The organism is Nocardia gamkensis NBRC 108242 (assembly GCF_001612985.1).
GTDB classification, from domain to species: Bacteria; Actinomycetota; Actinomycetes; order Mycobacteriales; family Mycobacteriaceae; genus Nocardia; species Nocardia gamkensis.
In genome coordinates this window covers 91,977-108,483 of record NZ_BDBM01000031.1, presented here as the reverse complement: position 1 = coordinate 108,483, position 16,507 = coordinate 91,977, and the positions used below count along the sequence as shown (strand labels likewise).

General features: G+C 66.6%; 12 protein-coding genes. 4 read left to right on the top strand and 8 right to left on the bottom strand.

Going from position 1 to position 16,507, the window contains the following annotated elements; genetic code table 11:
- Positions 1-818: 818 nt before the first annotated feature.
- The 5 genes from NG1_RS23780 to NG1_RS23760 form a co-directional block, all read right to left on the bottom strand.
- Positions 819-1,466, bottom strand: coding sequence for a DUF305 domain-containing protein (locus NG1_RS23780; protein WP_062974260.1), 648 nt, complete (start codon positions 1,464-1,466; stop codon positions 819-821).
- On the bottom strand, positions 1,463-3,028 hold the full coding sequence (locus tag NG1_RS23775) for an LVIVD repeat-containing protein (RefSeq protein ID WP_062974258.1): 1,566 nt from the start codon (positions 3,026-3,028) through the stop codon (positions 1,463-1,465). The genes NG1_RS23780 and NG1_RS23775 overlap by 4 nt, the downstream gene beginning before the upstream one ends.
- A 220-nt stretch (positions 3,029-3,248) precedes the next feature.
- Entirely contained in the window at positions 3,249-3,917 is a 669-nt protein-coding gene (locus NG1_RS23770) for a DUF305 domain-containing protein (RefSeq protein WP_062974255.1), read from the bottom strand.
- Positions 3,914-5,497 carry an LVIVD repeat-containing protein gene (locus tag NG1_RS23765; RefSeq protein WP_062974253.1) on the bottom strand — a complete coding sequence of 528 codons (1,584 nt, stop codon included), beginning with the start codon at positions 5,495-5,497 and terminating at the stop codon, positions 3,914-3,916. Before NG1_RS23765 ends, NG1_RS23770 begins: the two co-directional genes overlap by 4 nt.
- Before the next feature lie 144 nt (positions 5,498-5,641).
- Positions 5,642-7,339: an AMP-dependent synthetase/ligase gene (locus NG1_RS23760; RefSeq protein WP_084499137.1), complete on the bottom strand. Its 1,698-nt coding sequence runs from the start codon at positions 7,337-7,339 to the stop codon at positions 5,642-5,644.
- A gap of 164 nt (positions 7,340-7,503) precedes the next feature.
- On the opposite strand from NG1_RS23760, the gene NG1_RS23755 reads away from it, so the two are divergent.
- The gene (locus NG1_RS23755; protein WP_062974251.1) at positions 7,504-8,274 is read left to right on the top strand and encodes a PAS domain S-box protein; all 771 of its coding nucleotides are present in this window, start codon (positions 7,504-7,506) and stop codon (positions 8,272-8,274) included.
- A 210-nt stretch (positions 8,275-8,484) separates the two neighbouring features.
- Positions 8,485-8,655 (top strand): hypothetical protein, encoded by a 171-nt coding sequence (locus NG1_RS36900; protein WP_157114189.1) that lies wholly within the window; start codon positions 8,485-8,487, stop codon positions 8,653-8,655.
- A gap of 408 nt (positions 8,656-9,063) precedes the next feature.
- Here NG1_RS36900 and NG1_RS23745 read toward each other — a convergent pair whose 3' ends face one another.
- Positions 9,064-9,663, bottom strand: a complete 600-nt coding sequence (locus tag NG1_RS23745) for a TetR/AcrR family transcriptional regulator (protein WP_084499136.1) — start codon at positions 9,661-9,663, stop codon at positions 9,064-9,066.
- A gap of 359 nt (positions 9,664-10,022) precedes the next feature.
- Between NG1_RS23745 and NG1_RS23740 the strand changes: the two genes are divergently transcribed.
- Positions 10,023-10,946 carry a DAPG hydrolase family protein gene (locus NG1_RS23740; RefSeq protein ID WP_245660017.1) on the top strand — a complete coding sequence of 308 codons (924 nt, stop codon included), beginning with the start codon at positions 10,023-10,025 and terminating at the stop codon, positions 10,944-10,946.
- A gap of 221 nt (positions 10,947-11,167) precedes the next feature.
- The gene (locus NG1_RS23735; RefSeq protein ID WP_062974243.1) at positions 11,168-14,449 is read left to right on the top strand and encodes a protein kinase domain-containing protein; all 3,282 of its coding nucleotides are present in this window, start codon (positions 11,168-11,170) and stop codon (positions 14,447-14,449) included.
- A 235-nt stretch (positions 14,450-14,684) separates the two neighbouring features.
- Here the strand turns inward: NG1_RS23735 and NG1_RS23730 are convergent, their stop codons facing one another.
- A complete protein-coding gene (locus NG1_RS23730) occupies positions 14,685-15,521 on the bottom strand; it encodes a metal-dependent hydrolase (protein WP_084499135.1) in 837 nt (278 codons plus the stop codon).
- A gap of 690 nt (positions 15,522-16,211) precedes the next feature.
- Positions 16,212-16,502, bottom strand: coding sequence for a TetR/AcrR family transcriptional regulator (locus NG1_RS37890; RefSeq protein WP_245660016.1), 291 nt, complete (start codon positions 16,500-16,502; stop codon positions 16,212-16,214).
- Positions 16,503-16,507: the final 5 nt, after the last annotated feature.

Here is a 16,507-nt window from a genome sequence, read left to right as displayed (position 1 = left end):
GGTGTTCCCAGTATGTCTACATCCATCAGTGCAGATTTTTTCCGGCCGGTGAAGGTGTTCTTCGCCCGGGGCCACCGGAGGGCCAGCCCACCCTCATCAGGCCTGGTTATTTGCCCTGCGAGCCGGTTGTGCACCCAGGCATGCGCAATCGAGTCGAGGGGTCGACGCCGGGCGATGTTCGTTCACCTGACAAACGAACCGGTACCTCGACCGAGAGAAGCGCGCACGATCGGGCATGCCTCGACACGGAGGCGACGCAGGCGTATCCGATCGATATGGCGGCGGTGAGCCCGTCCAACACGTCCAATACGGAAGCCACACGGCCTCCGAACAGTTCGAGTTCATCCGACCCGCGCCCTCGCTCCGCACCGTCTGGCGTGCCCTCGGCGAGGCGATCGAGCAGATCGCAAGGACCAGGTGCACCACCCGGAGCACGGCTCGAGGTGGAACGGCGCGGCGCGCCCAACGATGCGCGGCCCGCTGCAGATGTGGATATCGGGCCGGAACGGGCTCGCCGTCCACTATGCGCCGAATCGCCGCGACGAGGTCGTCTGTGCCCTTGATGTTCCGGGTTGCCTGTTCGGTCGTGCGGGCGGTGACGGGCATTTCTGTGATGAGTTCGATGAGGCTCTGTTCGATCGCCGTAGCCGCCCGCGATGGCGTCGGCACAGTTCCATCCCAGGAGGGAAAGAGCCCGCGTCGCCGTGTGTGGCCGTCGGTCATGCCGTCCCGGCCTTCCGAGGTCGCCCCTCGACGCCGAGGGGCACGCAAACCGGGACGGGTGCGGGGGTGATCGTCATGCCTATCGGTCCCGTTCACTACCGTGCGGTTGTCAGTGAGCTGTACATGATTTCCATGAGTCCGGCTTCCTGGGCCTGGCTGGTCATCATGTCGCGCGCGGTCTGCTTGACGATCCCGCCGGTGAGCAGGTCGTTCGCGGCGCGCGCCATCTGGACCCCGCCGTAGTGGTGGCGCGTCATCATCTGGAGAAACGATCGAGCGGCGTCGGTCCCTCGCGTGGCCGAGAGTGCGTCGAGTTCGGATTGTGTGGCCATCCCCGGCATGACGCCGCCGACTGCCGCGCCACTCGGGGCGGCTGCGTGGTGGTGGGCGACGCCGGTGTCGGGGTGCATCCATGCCATCGGGGCGGGGTTGACCGTCGACGCTCCCGCCAAGCGCAGCCACCCCTTCAGTTCGCCGATCTCCTCACGTTGGGTTGCCTCGATGCGGCGAGCGAGGGCGACGACGGTGGGATCGGCCCCCTGGTCCAGGCGCGCGATCATGATCAGCGCCTGGCTGTGGTGGGCGAGCATGTCTTGGGCGAACGCGATTTCGGTCGAGTTCAGCACCGGCGTCGATGGCGGGCGCTGCTCGATGAACAGCGGACGCGCCGCGGCGCCCATCGCCAGCAGCAGCAGTGCCAAACCGAGAGTGGCGGCGGCGGTGATCGCTCGGCGTCGGGTCATGCGCCCAGGGTGCTCTGCTGATCGGCGGGCGCGGTGTAGACGGCCGGATCCAGCTCCAGCGTCATATAAGTGTTGTCGGCGCAACTGACACGCAGTTGTCTGCCGACCCAGTGCGGCGGGGATGAGCACCAGTCGGCGGTCAGGTCGCCGAACAGGATCTTGCCGCTGCGCGGGCTCGCGGCTTGGGCGGGATCGAAGACGCCGGTGCCGATCGCCTGAGCCAGCGCCGGGGCACTCAGGATGGGTGCGCCGATCACGGTGATATGTCTGCGACTGGCGTGCGCCAGGGCTTCGTCGTTCTCGCGCGCCGGGGGATTGAAATAGGCGATCTCACGGACCTCGCGCGGGTCACGCACATCGAAGACGCGCACGCCGGAGGAGAACCAGCCGCACGCCAGTGCAGTGGGGTCGACGGGGCGGTCGGCGGTGCAGTAATGCGAGTCGTAGGAGAAGATCGAACCGCCCATGCTGGAGGCCAGGGCGGAGTCCTGATTCTCGGGCAGGTTGATCTCGAGTTTGATCGTGTTGATCACCCGGGGGCGGGTGGCGTCGGAGACATCGATGACCTTCACCCCGCCCGAGCCCGCTTCGTTCGGGACGAACAGATACGGCGTGCCGTCGTAGGTCACCGGAACCACGTGCTGGGTGGCCCACCCGTCGGCCCACGTCGTCTCCGAGAGCACCGGCACCACCGGGTCGCGGTCGCGGCGCTGGACCGCGGAGACATCCATGATCGTCATACCGCCGAGGTTGTTGGCCAGGTACAGGCGATTGCCGTCGTCGCTGAATCCCATGCCGTGCATCGAGACTCCCGGCAACCCTTGCCACAGGACACGCGGCCGGGAGGGGTCGGTCAGGTCGACGGCGCTGAGAAGGCCGGGCGCGGTGCCCGAGGACCAGTAGGTGTTGCCGTCCGGCGAGAACCCGCCCTCGTGGGCGGTGATCGGCAGCGGCACGGCGAGCGAACTGCCGGGGCCGTCGGCGTTGAGCAGGCGGGGATGCTTACAGTCGGAGATGTCGTAGACCGAGAGCAGTCCGGCGCCGGTGACGATCGGGGCACCGGTGGCGACCAGCAGTTCGCGGGCGGGGTTGACCTTCAGCGACTCCCACGTGCCTGCCAGCATCGCCGGCTCGGTCAGCGAGACGGAAAAGATCGGGTTGCGGGGATCGGAGACATCGAGAACTTCCACTCCGGGCGCCGGGCCGTTCAAGCTGCCGGGGAAGAAGCTGGCCAGGTACACGCAGGAGTCGAAGGCCGCCGACACCGCGCCCGCGCCGAGGCCGCCGTAGTTGCCGACGCGGGTGATGTTGCAACTGTAGCCCTGGGCGCTGCGGCCGTTCTCGCGGTCGGCGGCCGGGACGTCGCCCTGCAATCCCGTCTCCGGCGCCGCACCCGCACCACAATTGGCTCGCGGGACGGCCCGGCCCGCGATTTCGGGCAGCGCCTGCACCTCCGCGGCCGCCGAGGGTGCGGGGCCCACCACGACGACGACGGGAAGAAGCGTCGCGGCCGCCACGAGTGCGGCGGTCTTCCGAAAACTGGCGAACAGTGGTGTGGTCATGGGGCTTCCTCGACGGTGAGACTTGCTGTTGTTCGGATCTCGGCGGGCACCGCCGCCTCGACTCGCCGTCCAGGCTCCCAATCCCGGACAATTGACTGATCGATTATATGGACAACTGTCCATCTCGGGTCGCCTGTTCGGTACCGCCGACGGTGAGCGGCTCCGTTCTCTCGCTGCCGGGCCGATGTTCTCCGCTCGCCGGTGCGGTCGTCGGGTCCGGTCAGCGGTCGTTCGCGAAGTGGGGCCGTTGGTCCAGGAGCAGGGCGAGCAGTCCTGCTTCGCGGGCCTGGGTGTCATACATCTCACGGGCCGCCTGTTCGACGATGCCGCCGTCGAGCAGGCGGTCGGCGGCTTGGGCCATCTGGATCCCGCCGTAGTGGTGGCGTCGCATCAGTTCCAGGAACAACACCTCCGCGTCGCGGCCGCGGGCCGCGGCGAGTGCGTCCAGATCGGTCTGGGTGGCCATGCCCGGCATCGTCGCCGCGTGGGCGGCTGCGATGGTGTCGGCCGGTGCGGCGGGTGAATGCCGGTGATGCTGGGGGGTGTCGGGGTGCATCCAGGACATGGGGTCGGGGTTGATGGTGGCGGCGTGGGCCATGCGCAGCCAGCCGACCATCATGCCGATCTCGGTGCGTTGGGACTCGGCGATCTGTCGGGCCGCCACGGCCACGATGGGGTCGACGCCGGAGTCCAGGCGCGCAATCATGAGCAGGGCCTGGTTGTGGTGGGCGAGCATGTCCTGGACGAAGCCGGTCTCGACCTCGCTCAGAACGGGGACCGCGCTCGACGGCTCGGGGACGAACGCCGGGCGCAGCGCAGCGCCGAGGACCACCAGCATCAGGGCCAGACTCGCGACGGCCGCGGTTCGCAGCAGGCGGGTGGGGTTCATGAGCCGATGTGGGAATGCTGGTCGGCGGGTGGGGTGTAGACGGTCGGGGACAGTTCCAGGGTGAGGAATCCGTTGTCCGAGCACGTGGTCCATAGTTGGTTGCCGCGCCATTCCGGTGGTGAGAAGCACCAGTCGGTGGTCAGATCGGCGGTGAGCATCCCGGTCCGGTCGGACAGGGCCTGGCCGAGGTCGACGCGGCCCTCCACCATCGCTTGCAGGACGGTGGGCGCTGCCAGCACGGGCAGGCCGATGACCGAGGCGATCGCGTGCGAGGAGTTGGTGAGCAGGTCCTTGCGGTCGGCGCGGGCGGGTGGGTTGTAGTAGGCGATCTCGCGAATCTTCGTCGGGTCCTTGACGTCGAAGACGCGGATGCCCGAGGAGGTCCATCCGCAGGCCAGTGCGGTGGGGTCGGCGGGCCGGTCGGCGGCGCAGTAGTGGGCGTCGTAGCTGAACAGTGAACCGCCGCCCGAGGAGGCCAGCAGGACGTCCTGGTTGTCGGGCAGGTTGATCTCGAGTTTGATCGTGTTGACCGGTCGCGGGCGCGTCGGGTCGGCGACGTCGAAGATCTTCACCCCGCCCGAACCGGCTTCGTTGACCGAGAACAGGTGGGGCACACCGTGGTAGGTGACCGGGACGTTGTGCTGGGTGGCCCAGCCGTCGGTCCATGTGAGGTGCGAGCGTTGCTGGACCTGCGGGTTCGGGTCGCGGCGTTGGATGGCGCCGATGTCGAGGACCATCAGGCCGCCGATGTTGTCGGCCAGGTACAGGGTGGTCCCGTCGGGGGAGAATCCCATGCCGTGCATCGACATCCCTGGCAGTCCTTGCCAGATCACCCGCGGGGTGGCCGGATCGGTGAGGTCGACGGCGCTGACCAGTCCCGGCGCGGTGCCCGAGGCCCAGTAGGTGTTGCCGTCCGGGGAGAATCCGCCTTCGTGGCCGGTGATCGGCAGCGGCATTCCCAGATCGGTGCCGGGCCCGGGGTTGAGCAGGCGCGGGTGCGCGCAGTCGGAGATGTCGTAGACCGAGAGCAGGCCAGCGCCGGTCATGAACGGCACGCCGGTGCCGACGAGCAGTTTGCGGCGTGGGTTGGCCTTGAGGCTCTCCCAGGTGCCCGCGCGCATGGCCGGTTCGTTCAACACTGCGGTCCGGATCGGCGCGCGCGGGTCGGAGACGTCGAGCACCTGAACCCCTTGGGCCTCGCTCATGAGGTTGCCGGGGAAGGTGGTGCCGATGTAGGCGCAGTGCTCGAAGGTGATCGAGTTGATGCCCCCGCCCTGGCCGGGATAGTTGCCGAGCATGCGCATGTTGCAGCTGTAGCCCTGGGCGCTGCGCCGGTTGTCGCGGTCGGCGGCGGGAACATCGCCTTGCAGACCGGTTTCGGGTCCCGCCGCGGGATCGGAGCCCGGCCCGCACTCCGCGCGGGCGGCGGCGACATCGCTCAACGCGCTGATCTGTTCGACGGAGCCGGGAGCCGGGGGTTGGGCCGACAGCGTCGCGGTCGGCACGAACAGCACAGCGAGAGCGGCGGCGGCGGTCGTCGAGACGATCCGGTGCCCGCGGAGAATGTGTCGTGAACTCATGGGTGCCCCTCGACGGTGAGGGAACCTTCCTGTCGGTGGATGCCGGTCCCGCGCTGATCGTTCGCGCGCGGACGCACCGGCGTCGGTCAGTCGCTGTCGTCGTTCAGTGAGGGCCTCCGCTCACGCGAGCACACCGGAAGTGGGCTATCGGCCGGTCGCATACAGGGCCTCGATCTCTCTGGCGTGTGCGGAGGCGATGGCCGCGCGGCGCAGTTTCATCGACGGGGTCAGTTCGGCGCCGGGCGTCCATTCCCGCTGCACGACCGCGAACTTCTTGATCTGTTCGACGCGCGCGAGGGTGGCATTGGCGCGGTCGATCTGTTCCTGGACCATCGCCAGGAGTTCGAGGTCGTCGAACGAGCGCCCGCCCACGGCCACGGGGTCCAGGCACAGCAACGCGACCACATAGGGGCGTGCCTCGCCGATCACGCACACGTGTGCGACGAGGTTGCCCGCCGAGCGCACGGCCATCTCGATGTTGGCGGGGGACAGGTTCTTCCCGGCCGCGGTGATGATGAGTTCCTTCTTGCGGTCGACGATCCACAGGAACCCGTCCTCGTCGATGCGCGCGATGTCTCCGGTGTGCAGCCACCCGTCGTCGTCTATGGCCTCGGCGGTGCGCTCGGGCTGCCCGCGATATCCGCGCATGACCTGCGGGCCGCGCAGCAGCAGCTCACCGTCGGCGGCGGTCCCCGCCTCCACCGACGACAACGGCCGACCGACGCTACCGGCGCGTAGCGCGGCCGGGGTGTTGACCGCGACCAGGCAGGAGGCTTCCGACATGCCCAGTCCCTCGCACAGCGGCAGCCCGAGCTTCACGAAGAACGACACCACCGCGGGCGGAGTCGGCGCGGCGCCGGTCACCGCCCACGCGATCTCCCCGAACCCGAGACCGTCCAGCAGCGCCGCGCCGATCGCCGGGTCCGCGGCGGCGTCGGCGAGCACGTCACCGGGATAGCTGTTCTCGATCGCGGTCTTGAACTTCTCCCACACCCGCGGCACCGCCGCGAACACCGTCGGCTTCGTCGCCGCGACGCACGCCGCCAGGTTCGTCGCCTCCGCCACACACGTCAGGGTGTTTCCGTAGGTCATGAACGCCGAATAGTGCGACGTCCACCGATCCGCGACGTGCGCGGCGGGCAGGAAACTGACCTGCCGGCCGCCGTCGGGAACCGGGACCGCGGCGTGCACCCCGCGTAGCTGGGCCAGCATTCCGGCGTGCGTCAGCTCGACCGCTTTGGGCGGGCCGGTCGTGCCCGAGGTGTAGATCAGGGTGAGCAGGTCGTCGGGATCGACCGGTTCCAACGACGCGAAGTCGAACCCGCACCGCTGCGCCGCCAACTCCGCCGTCAGGTCCGCGCATCCCTCGACCGCCTCGTCGACCACCAGGATCTGCTCGATCGACGCGCCGAGCACGATCGCGGCCCGCAGCACGGGCACGAAACCGGACTCGGCGATCACGATCCGCGCGCCCGCGTTCGACAGCACGTACTCGATCTGTTCGGGCGGCAGGGTGTTGTAGACGCTGAACGCAACCCCACCGGTCAGCATCACGGCGGCGTCCACGACGTGGAACTGCGGGACGTTGCGCATCATCAACGCCACCGCCTCGCCCCTGCCGACTCCCAGGCCGCGCAAACGCTCCAGCACAGCACCGATTCGAGCCATCACCTCGGCGTAGGTCCACGCCACGCCGGTCTCGAACGAGCGCAACGCGACCCGATCCGGATGCTGCCATGCCGTGCTCAGCAACAGATCGCACATCGTGCGCGCGCTACCGAAATCGACGAACCCCGCTTCCGGGGTAGTGACCGGCGCAATAGTCTCGCTCTGTGATGGCATGGATCACATCCTCGGTGGCGTTATCGACCGCCGAACACCCCCGCAAGTCGTGCGGTGACCCCCTTTGGTGGCGGATCCGAGATCGAGCGGTTCCGCGAAACGGGTCGCGCAGACTCGGAGGAGTCGCTGGACCATTCGGCCCCTCCGTCTCGTAGAGTCGCGCAATGGCAGGTCAGATCCCCTCGCTCGACTACGAGGGCCTCCTCGCGCGTCTGGTCGACGTCGTCTACGTCCTCGACGCCGAGGGATGTTTCCTCTACCTGAACCGAGCCGGCACCGAAATGTTCGGACGACCACTCACCGACCTCCTCGGCCACCACTTCTCCGAAGTCATCGCCCCCGACGCGCGACAGACCGCGCTCGACCAGTTCCACCGCGGCATCGCCAACCCCGGAACGAGTCCGTACTTCGAGACCAAGATCCTGCGCCCCGACGGCCAGATCCGCGAAATGGAAGTCCACGCCGGCAGCGTCCTGCGAGACGGCCGAATAATCGGCCGCCAAGGCATCGGCCGCGACATCACCGAAATCAAACGCCTACAAACCGAACTCGCCGACAAGACCAGCCGCTTGGCCATCATCGAAGACCAACAACGCACGGCGATGGACATCTACCGCCGACTCAGCTTCCTCAGCAGCCAGGTCTCCAGCCAACCCCACCACATCGAACGCGTCCTCGACATCGTCGAGAACACCTTCAAAACCGAACTCGCCCGCAACGCCGGCATGGATGACACCGACATCACCATCATCGAACTCGTCGCCGACGGCTATTCCAACCAAGAAATCGCCGAACGAGTACACCTCAGCATCCACACCATCAAAGACCGCGTCGGCCGCATCATCACCCGACTCGACGCCCGCAGCCGCGCAGGCGTCGCCACCCGCGCCCTGGCCGCAGGACTACTTCCCGCCCACCGCCCCGAACCACACTGACCTCCCCGCCGCGAGAGGCGGCGACACCACGGTTCCCCTGCTCGTCATCGGCAGACCGTCCCGCAGACTTGCCAAGTTCAGAGAAGCATCCCGTCCCATTTCATCTCGATCGCCCAACGGCCTGGTTTATCGGGCGGCCTCCCGGCGGTCGCCAGCATCGGTGCTGGGATAGACACACCATTGAGCCTATCTCGGGCAAATACCGACCGGATGGTGTTGTTCGCTGGGCTCGGACTCGTGCAGTTCGAGGAGGGCTCTCTGATTCACCTGGTCGCGGGCGGGGTGAGCGTGTTCCGCATGGTGAAGCTCGGCGTCGACGGTGACCCGGCCAAAGCGCTCGTGCAAACAGTCGGCGACTCCCCAGGAACCCCTGCTTCATGAACGTTCGGCTGCAGCGTCCAGGATACGGCGCCTGATGATCTCCGCCTCGTCACCGTTGACGACGGTCATCGCACCTTCCCCTCAGTACTCATCCGCGCTCCGTCATCCTCCCGATCGGTAATGACCCTCGTTCCCATACTGCGTAGTACGGCATGTGCCCGGCCAACCTCGGCGCGCGGGCCGCCACACCGAACAGCGCGCGAAACCCACTCATGAGCGGGTGTCCTGCTGGTTCGCTTTCGTTCCGAGGCACACCAGGCTGCGGCTTCGCTGCGTGAGGGGTGGCACCAGATCGTGGCCATCGAATTTCGGTAGAAGCAGGTCGAGCAACTCCCACTGCTTGCCCGTCAGAACTTGATGCCGATTACCTGCCGGCGTCGCCACGGCGACCATCGGGCACGATCAGCATCATTGGTTCCAGGGCTGTAGCAGTCGGGTGAGGACTTGACACAGTTCGGCCGGCGGTAAGGGGGCGGCGCCGATCATGACTTGGCGTTGGATCAGTCCGTCGACGACGACGGTAACGGTCTCGGCGGTCAGAGCGGGTTCGGGCACCTCGAGCGTTTCGAGTAGCCGTTGGGTGAACTGCACGAAGGCGCGGCGTTGCTGATCGAACAGGTCCCGCAGCTGTGGGTGGAACTGGGCCTCGCCCAGTAGTAGATGTCTTGCCAGAGCCCGCCGACGTGCCGGTCCGGTGGTCATGGCTTCGATGAAGGAGGCCATGAACTCGGCCAGTTGCGGGATCGAGGTCGGGTCGAGGGCCGACACATCGGTGAAATGGGTGACAACGAGTTCGTAGTCGCGGGAGAACAGCTCTTCCACAGCCAGAGCGACGAGCTTGCCGCGGGTGGGCGCGTGATAGTTGACCGCGCCTGGGCTCATCCCGGCCGCGGCGTCGACTGCCCGGTGGGTGAGGCCGCGCACGCCGTGGTCGGCGAGCACATCGATCGCCGCCGAGGCGATGCTGCGGCGCCGCCGGGCCACGTCCGGACGGGGGGGCTCGCTCATGACGGCATCGTAGAGCGCAGCTGCGGCGGCGCCATCGCTGCTGGTTGTCGAAAACGGGTGGAAGCCAGAGGCGCGACCAGCGACCGGCGTGATCGAGACGCAGCCTCGAAGCCGGCAGTTGTGATCCGGTGCCGCGGGAACCGGGCACACGCGACGTTCGCGTCGGTGAACGCACCGGCAGCGACGGGCCGACAGGCATGGACGCCTTGTCGCGGAGAGCCCGGATCGGCACCGTCGTCAGGCGCTGGCGGGCGAGGTCATGTGGGGTGTCGGCCAGTGCGCGAGCTCAGGGCCTGTGGTGTGTCACAGAGCTGGGTCGACAGCCAGCGGTGCCGACGCACCTCTTCTAACCTCAACGCGTGTTGAGAAGCTGGTGGATGTCGCGGCGCGCGATGTTGTCGATGATCACGACTGTGGGGGCGATATTGATGATCGAAGAATCGACCGGCGCCGGGCATGCCGCCCCTGGGGGAGAGACGCGTTATCGGGGGTATTGCCCCGAGGACCGGCTCCTGCCCTATGCGCGGTTCTTCACCGAGCGCACGCTGCCCGCACCCGCGGAGGTCGCCGTGGCCTATGCGGGGCCGGCGACCGATCCGCAGCTGATTCCGGAGTTCGACTGTCTGCCCAGCGATCTGAGCCCGAGCGGATACTCCCCGGTGGAGACCGGATACGGGCATACGCGCTCGGGCGTGATGTGGGTTGCCGTGCGGACGGTGATGCCGAGGGTCAGTGCGGCGATGTGGGACTGGTGGTTCGGCTGGCATATCGCCGAGTCGGCTCGCTATAAGCTCTGGCATCCCGATGCCCATCTGTATGTCGGTGCCGCGCAGTCGCGGAGCGGGTCGGGGCTCGGTGACCGTGACAAGTACATCGGCAACACGGTCTATGTCGATGAGTACATCGGCGCCAAGCTGCAGCAATTGGCCATCAGCTTTCATGACCCGGCGTTGCTGGGCCTGGAAGTGCCCGATGGTCACACGATCATTTCCGGCCGGGTGGGCAGCAGCGTGGCTCCGCTGGATGTGGGGTGGCTGGCGCATCAGGTCCGCCCCGTGCCCGGCGGGTGCGAGATGCGCAGTCGGTTCTATCTGAATCTGTACGGCCCGCGCGTTCCCGATGCGGGGCAGGCCGCGCGGGCGGTAGCGCGCGGAGCCGCTGCCGATCCCGCCGATCTGATGCTCGGGCTGGATATGGCCCGCGAGCTTCTGCTGCACTGCGGACAGGAAATGAACCATCTGGCCACGTTCCTTCCCGAACTCCACCGCGAATTCGCAAGCTAGGTCGCCGCCGCCCGTGCGGCCACTATGTCCTGCACAGCGCTGACGACCGACCCCCAGCGACGACTTCGGGTCACCGCGTCGGAGAGGATCGAAAGCCGTGGCCAGGGACAGGCGGCGTTTCCACCTGCGCTGACGGCCGATGTGGAGTTCTGCCGTACCACCGAGGGTACGAGCGGCGATATTCTGACTGGTATGCGACCACCGGTGAGTCGCGAGTAGAAATGACCGAAAGCGATCCCTTCACGACACAGCGTGATGTTGGCGAAGACATCGTCACGGAGTTGAGCGCTGCGGGGTTCGCGGACGCCGAGGAGGTCGGTCGCGGTGGCTTCGGCGTCGTCTACCGCTGCACCGAGCTGGCGTTGGATCGTACGGTGGCGGTGAAGGTTCTGACCGGCGAACTGGAGGACGACCGGGAGCGTTTCTTCCGCGAGCAGCGGGCGATGGCTCGCCTCACCGGGCACCCGAATTTCGTCGGCGTTCTGCACGTCGGCGAAACCGAGACAGGGCGTCCGTACCTGGTGATGCCCTTTCACCGCCTGGGATCGCTCGACGCGAGGATCCGAGACAATGGCCCGCTCTCGGTGGAGGAGGTACTCCGTCTCGGTGTGAAACTGGCGGGCGCGTTGGAAGCGGCGCATCAGGCCGGGGTTCTGCACCGGGACATAAAACCGGGCAACATTCTGCTCACCGATTACGGTGAGCCCGCATTGACAGATTTCGGCATAGCCCGCATCGCTGGCGGGTTCGAAACCGAAACCGGCGCGTTCACTGGTTCACCGGCGTTCACCGCGCCGGAGGTGCTCGGCGGGGTTGGCCCGAGTCGCGAGTCAGATGTATACGGCCTGGGTGCCGCGCTATTTTGCGCCCTGACCGGGCATGCGGCATTCGAACGTCGGCGAGGCGAGGAGGTGGTCGCGCAGTTCGTGCGGCTCACGACCCAGCCGGTTCCAGACCTGCGTGAGAGCGGCTTCGCAGAGGACGTATGTGCCGTCATCGAGAAGACCCTGTCACGTGAACCGCGGGACCGCCCTACCGCCGCAGAATTGGGTGAGCAGTTGCAGCGGGTTCAGCTCGCGCACGGTTTCACCGTCGACGAGATGGTTCTGCCCGAAGACACGAGAGCAACACCCGCATCGTCTCCAGGCGCCGCACCTGCCTTCCAAGATGACATCGTCTCCGATCGAATCGCGCGACCGCGACACCCGATTGCGGGCAATCTGCCCCTGGAGTTGACCAGCTTTGTCGGTCGGCGGACCCAGGTTTCGGAGGTGAAGAACCTGTTGTCGGGATCGCGCCTGATCACGTTGACCGGGATAGGGGGAATCGGCAAATCACGGCTCGCGCTACACGTTGCCCACAAGGTTCAAGACGATTTCCCGGGTGGGGTGTGGCTGGTGGAGTTGGGTGAGTTGCGCGATGCCGCGTCATTGGTCGATGTCATCGGCGCCGCGCTGGGTTTGCGCAACCATGCCGGCAGGCCCATGCTCGAGGTACTGGTGGAATTTTTTTCCACACGCCAGCGACTGCTGGTGCTGGACAACTGCGAACAAGTCGTCGAAGAGGTCGCCGAGCTCGCCCAGTCTCTGTTGCAAGCCGGCCACCTGTTGCGGATCATGGCGACCAGTCGTGAAGCGTTGGGTATCGCCGGGGAATCGGTCGTCGCGATCTCGCCGCTGACGTTTCCGGATCCACTATCTTCACCGTCGTTACGGAGCCTGGCCGCATTCGACGCGGTGACGCTGTTCGCCCAGCGAGCTGCCGCAGCAGTCCCGGGCTTCGAGCTGACCGACAGCAACAGACTCAGTGTGGTCGGTATCTGCAGCCGATTGGACGGGCTGCCGTTGGCGATCGAGCTGGCCGCCGCGCGGCTGCGCATGATGTCACCCGAGCAACTGCTCCTGCGGCTGACGGATCGTTTCACCCTGTTGACCGGTGGCAGGCGGGGCGCACCGACGCGACAGCAGACGTTGCGGTGGTGCATCGGCTGGAGCTACGACCTCTGCACCGCGACCGAGCAACGGTTGTGGAATCAACTGTCGGTGTTCGCCAGAGGTTTCGAACTCGACGCCGCCCAGCAGGTGTGCGGCGCTGATCTGGCCGAGCCGGAGTTGCTCGATTCGATCTCTGCGCTGGTCGACAAGTCGATCTTGATACGCGAAGACGTCGATGACACCGTCCGGTTCCGAATGCTCGAGACCGTGCAGGAGTATGGAAGAGACCAACTCGAAGGCACTGGGGACTACCCGCAGCTGTCTCGTCGTCACCGGGACTGGTACGAGCAGCTGGCGATCACTGCCGAAGCCGAATGGATGAGCCCACGCCAACTGAAGTGGATCGCCCGCCTGGAGCGGGAACTGCCGAACCTACGACAGGCGATGGAGTCCAGCCTGACAGAGCAAGGTGAACACGCTCTGCGCATAGCGCACGCACTGTTTCCATTCTGGCTGGTGCGCGGCCGGCCCAGCGAGGGGCGTCGCTGGTGTGACCGCGCCTTGAGCCGGTCGTCGGGCATACCGAACGCAGATCGAGCCAAGGCATTGGTGGCGGCTGTCATGCTGGCTGCGACGCTCGGGGACTTCGGGGCCGCAACTTCCCGGCTGGCCGAGCTCAGGGTACTCGCCGAACGGACGGCCGAGCCCATCAGCGGTGCCCTGCTTGCGTACGCCGACGGCTTCATCGCTCTGGTCTGCGGCGATCCGATCCGTGCCAGCGCTCTCATGAAAGATGCCGCCGATACATTCGGCGCCCGCGGTGAACTCACGACGCATTCGAGGGCACTGCTCGCGCTGGGACTGGCTTACGCTCTGCAAGGGGATACGCGCGAAGCGCTCGCGCGTGTCGAACAGGCGCTGGCCATCGCCGATTCCCATGGCGAGACGGTCTACCAATCCTATGTGCAAGGAGTGAAGGGACTTACCTACTGGCTGCAGGGTGAGTCCGATCGCGCTGTGCACTATCTGGGGAACGCTGTTCAACTGTCGCGGCTGGTGATCGACCCGATCGTAGCCGCGATCAGCTCAGAGGTTCTGGCCTGGATCGCCGCCGAGGACGGCGACGCCCGGCGCGCCGCCGTTCTGCTGGGTATCGCCGAGCAACTCGGGCGTTCGCTAGGCGGTTCCGGAATCGTTTTTTCCGCTCTATCCAAGTATCACGAGGAATGCGAGCATCGCGCGGTCCAGGTTCTGGGGACGAGAGCATACAAAGCGGAGCGCCGAAACGGATCGGCGATGAGTTTCGACGCTGCGGTCGAGTTCGTGCTAGGCCAGCAAGCTCGCGTCACACCGACGGATCGCTACTCGGTGACATTGACGAAACGCGAGCGTCAGGTCGCCGAACTCGTCGCCGAAGGCCTCACCAACAGGGCAATCGCCGCTCGACTGATGATCGCCCAACGCACGGCGCAAGGACACGTGGAGCACATCCTGGCCAAACTGGGCTTCACCTCGCGGGCGCAGATCGCGGCCTGGGTAGCAGAGCAGTCACATCGCAAGCCGCAATGACGGATGGATGGTCGCAGTGGCACTGCGGACCCGGCAGGTTGCGAAGTGGCGGCGTTTCCCGCGCACCTTCGTCCGCCAGGGGATGAACGTGAAGCGACCCGGTGGTCGTGAAAGCCCAGAACCTGGTTGACCACTTTCTCCAGACCCTGCCGACACGACCGGCCGTATCCGGTCGAGGATGCCGCCCAGGCGCCGCGGGAGGGAGTTCACTGCGTCTTGGCCGGGACAGCCGGTATCAGCGTGGCGCGCGGGTGGTTTCGCGGGCGGCGGTGTGCAGGATCAGCCGGAATCCGACGCCCAGCAGTGCATGCCCCAGCCGGGTGAGGGTTGCGCCGATGAGTGGAGTGGTGATGTCGAAGTCGATCCTCCACACGACGTGGGTGCGGTCTGCGTCGGGTTCGGCGGAGAAGACGAACAACGGCAGCAGCGTCGCGGCGGCCAGCAGCGCGGTACGGACCCGGCGGGCGTAACCGCCATCCAGATACATGTAGGCGTCGAAGACTACGCTGCGATGTTCGACCTCCTCGGCGCCATGCCAGCGCACCAGATCCAGCATCGCCGGATGCATACCCCTGGCCTCGAGGACCTCGGCATCGAGCAGCCACTCCCCCAGCACCGCGGTGTAGTGCTCCATACCGGCGAACAAGCCCAGCCGCTCTTTGAGCCATTGCTGTTTCGCACGTCCGCCCAGCCCGTGATCACCCAGCACGCGATCGACCAGCCAGGCGATCTCGGCGACGTAGGAGTCCACGCCCAGACCGATGGACTGGAGGTGGCGGCGCGCGGCCTCGTGGCTGTTGGCGTGCATCGTCTCCTGCCCGACGAATCCCACCACCTCCTCCCGCAGCCGCTCGTCCTCGATGCAGGGCAGCGCCTCCGACAGCGCGGCGGCCATCGCCCGCTCCCCCACTGGCAGCACCAGGTGCATGACGTTGACGATGTGGGTCGCCAGCACCTCACCGGGGATGTAGTGCATCGGCACCGAATCGAAGTCGAAACGCACATCGCGAGCGTTGATCGCGTGCGCCTCGTCGCGGTAGAGACGCTTCGTCGCGTCATCGGTGGGGGCCATGCCACCAAACTACACAGCAACAAAATGTATTGCAATGTTGCTACGCCATGGTTGGGATCTTGGAACCTCACCGCACTAGAGCGTGGACTCCGCGCACTCTGGCCCGCCGTACCACCACCGGAAACCGCCACCGCAGAACGAACCCCGCCACCGACACGATCAACCTGGCTGACAAGCCACCGCGACCCCGCTACCTGATCATCCGAGGCCCACACCTCGGGAATTTCGTGACAACAACCCCCCTGGGACGGTCGACATGATGGACGCATACTCCTCAACAATGCACTGGATGCGTTGAGTGAGCGTCTTTTCGAGGTGCCAGGCGTACCCCTCAGGGATGCTCGATCCTCTCCCAGTTGTCCACGCCCTGTTGTAGCGCACGAGAACTGGCATGCCGTCATCGAATACACCGAAGGTCAACCCGCCGCGTATACCGAAGTCCAACGCGCCGCGGTACGGCGGGCGAAGCCTCGGGGAGTCCGAGACGAAGGCGCAGCCCGCGGGTCCTTCTTGTTCCGCTGGCACTGCTTGGTGTGCACGGCGTCGGAGAAGTCGGGTTCGAAATGCCGAAGAGTGGCTCTGTGAAAGGGCGCGTTCGCCGTCGCGCTCCCCCCTCGAACGTGAGCGCAAGCACCTGGTTGGGCCTGGTCGCAGTATCCGGGGGAACTCGGGGCGACCTCGAAGTACAGGTCACCAGCCTGAAGACCCGAACTTAGCTGCATCGCGATGGGGGCCGGGACTGCGGGGCGCAGTCCATCGGGGCCTTCCTCGGCTCGGGTCGAGCTGTCGGAGCCGGTCACCAGCGGACAGGCGAGGGTGCGCCGTGCAGCCGGCCGCCGCAGCGACCAGTTCGTCCACTTCATGGCGGTATACCTCGGCGAGGAGATCCTCTCGCGTCGGGAAATGCCGATAGAGCGTGCCTTGGCCGATGCCGCAGGCCTTCGCGACCGCGTTGAGCTTCAGTTCCCCCGGCTCGCGCACGAGTT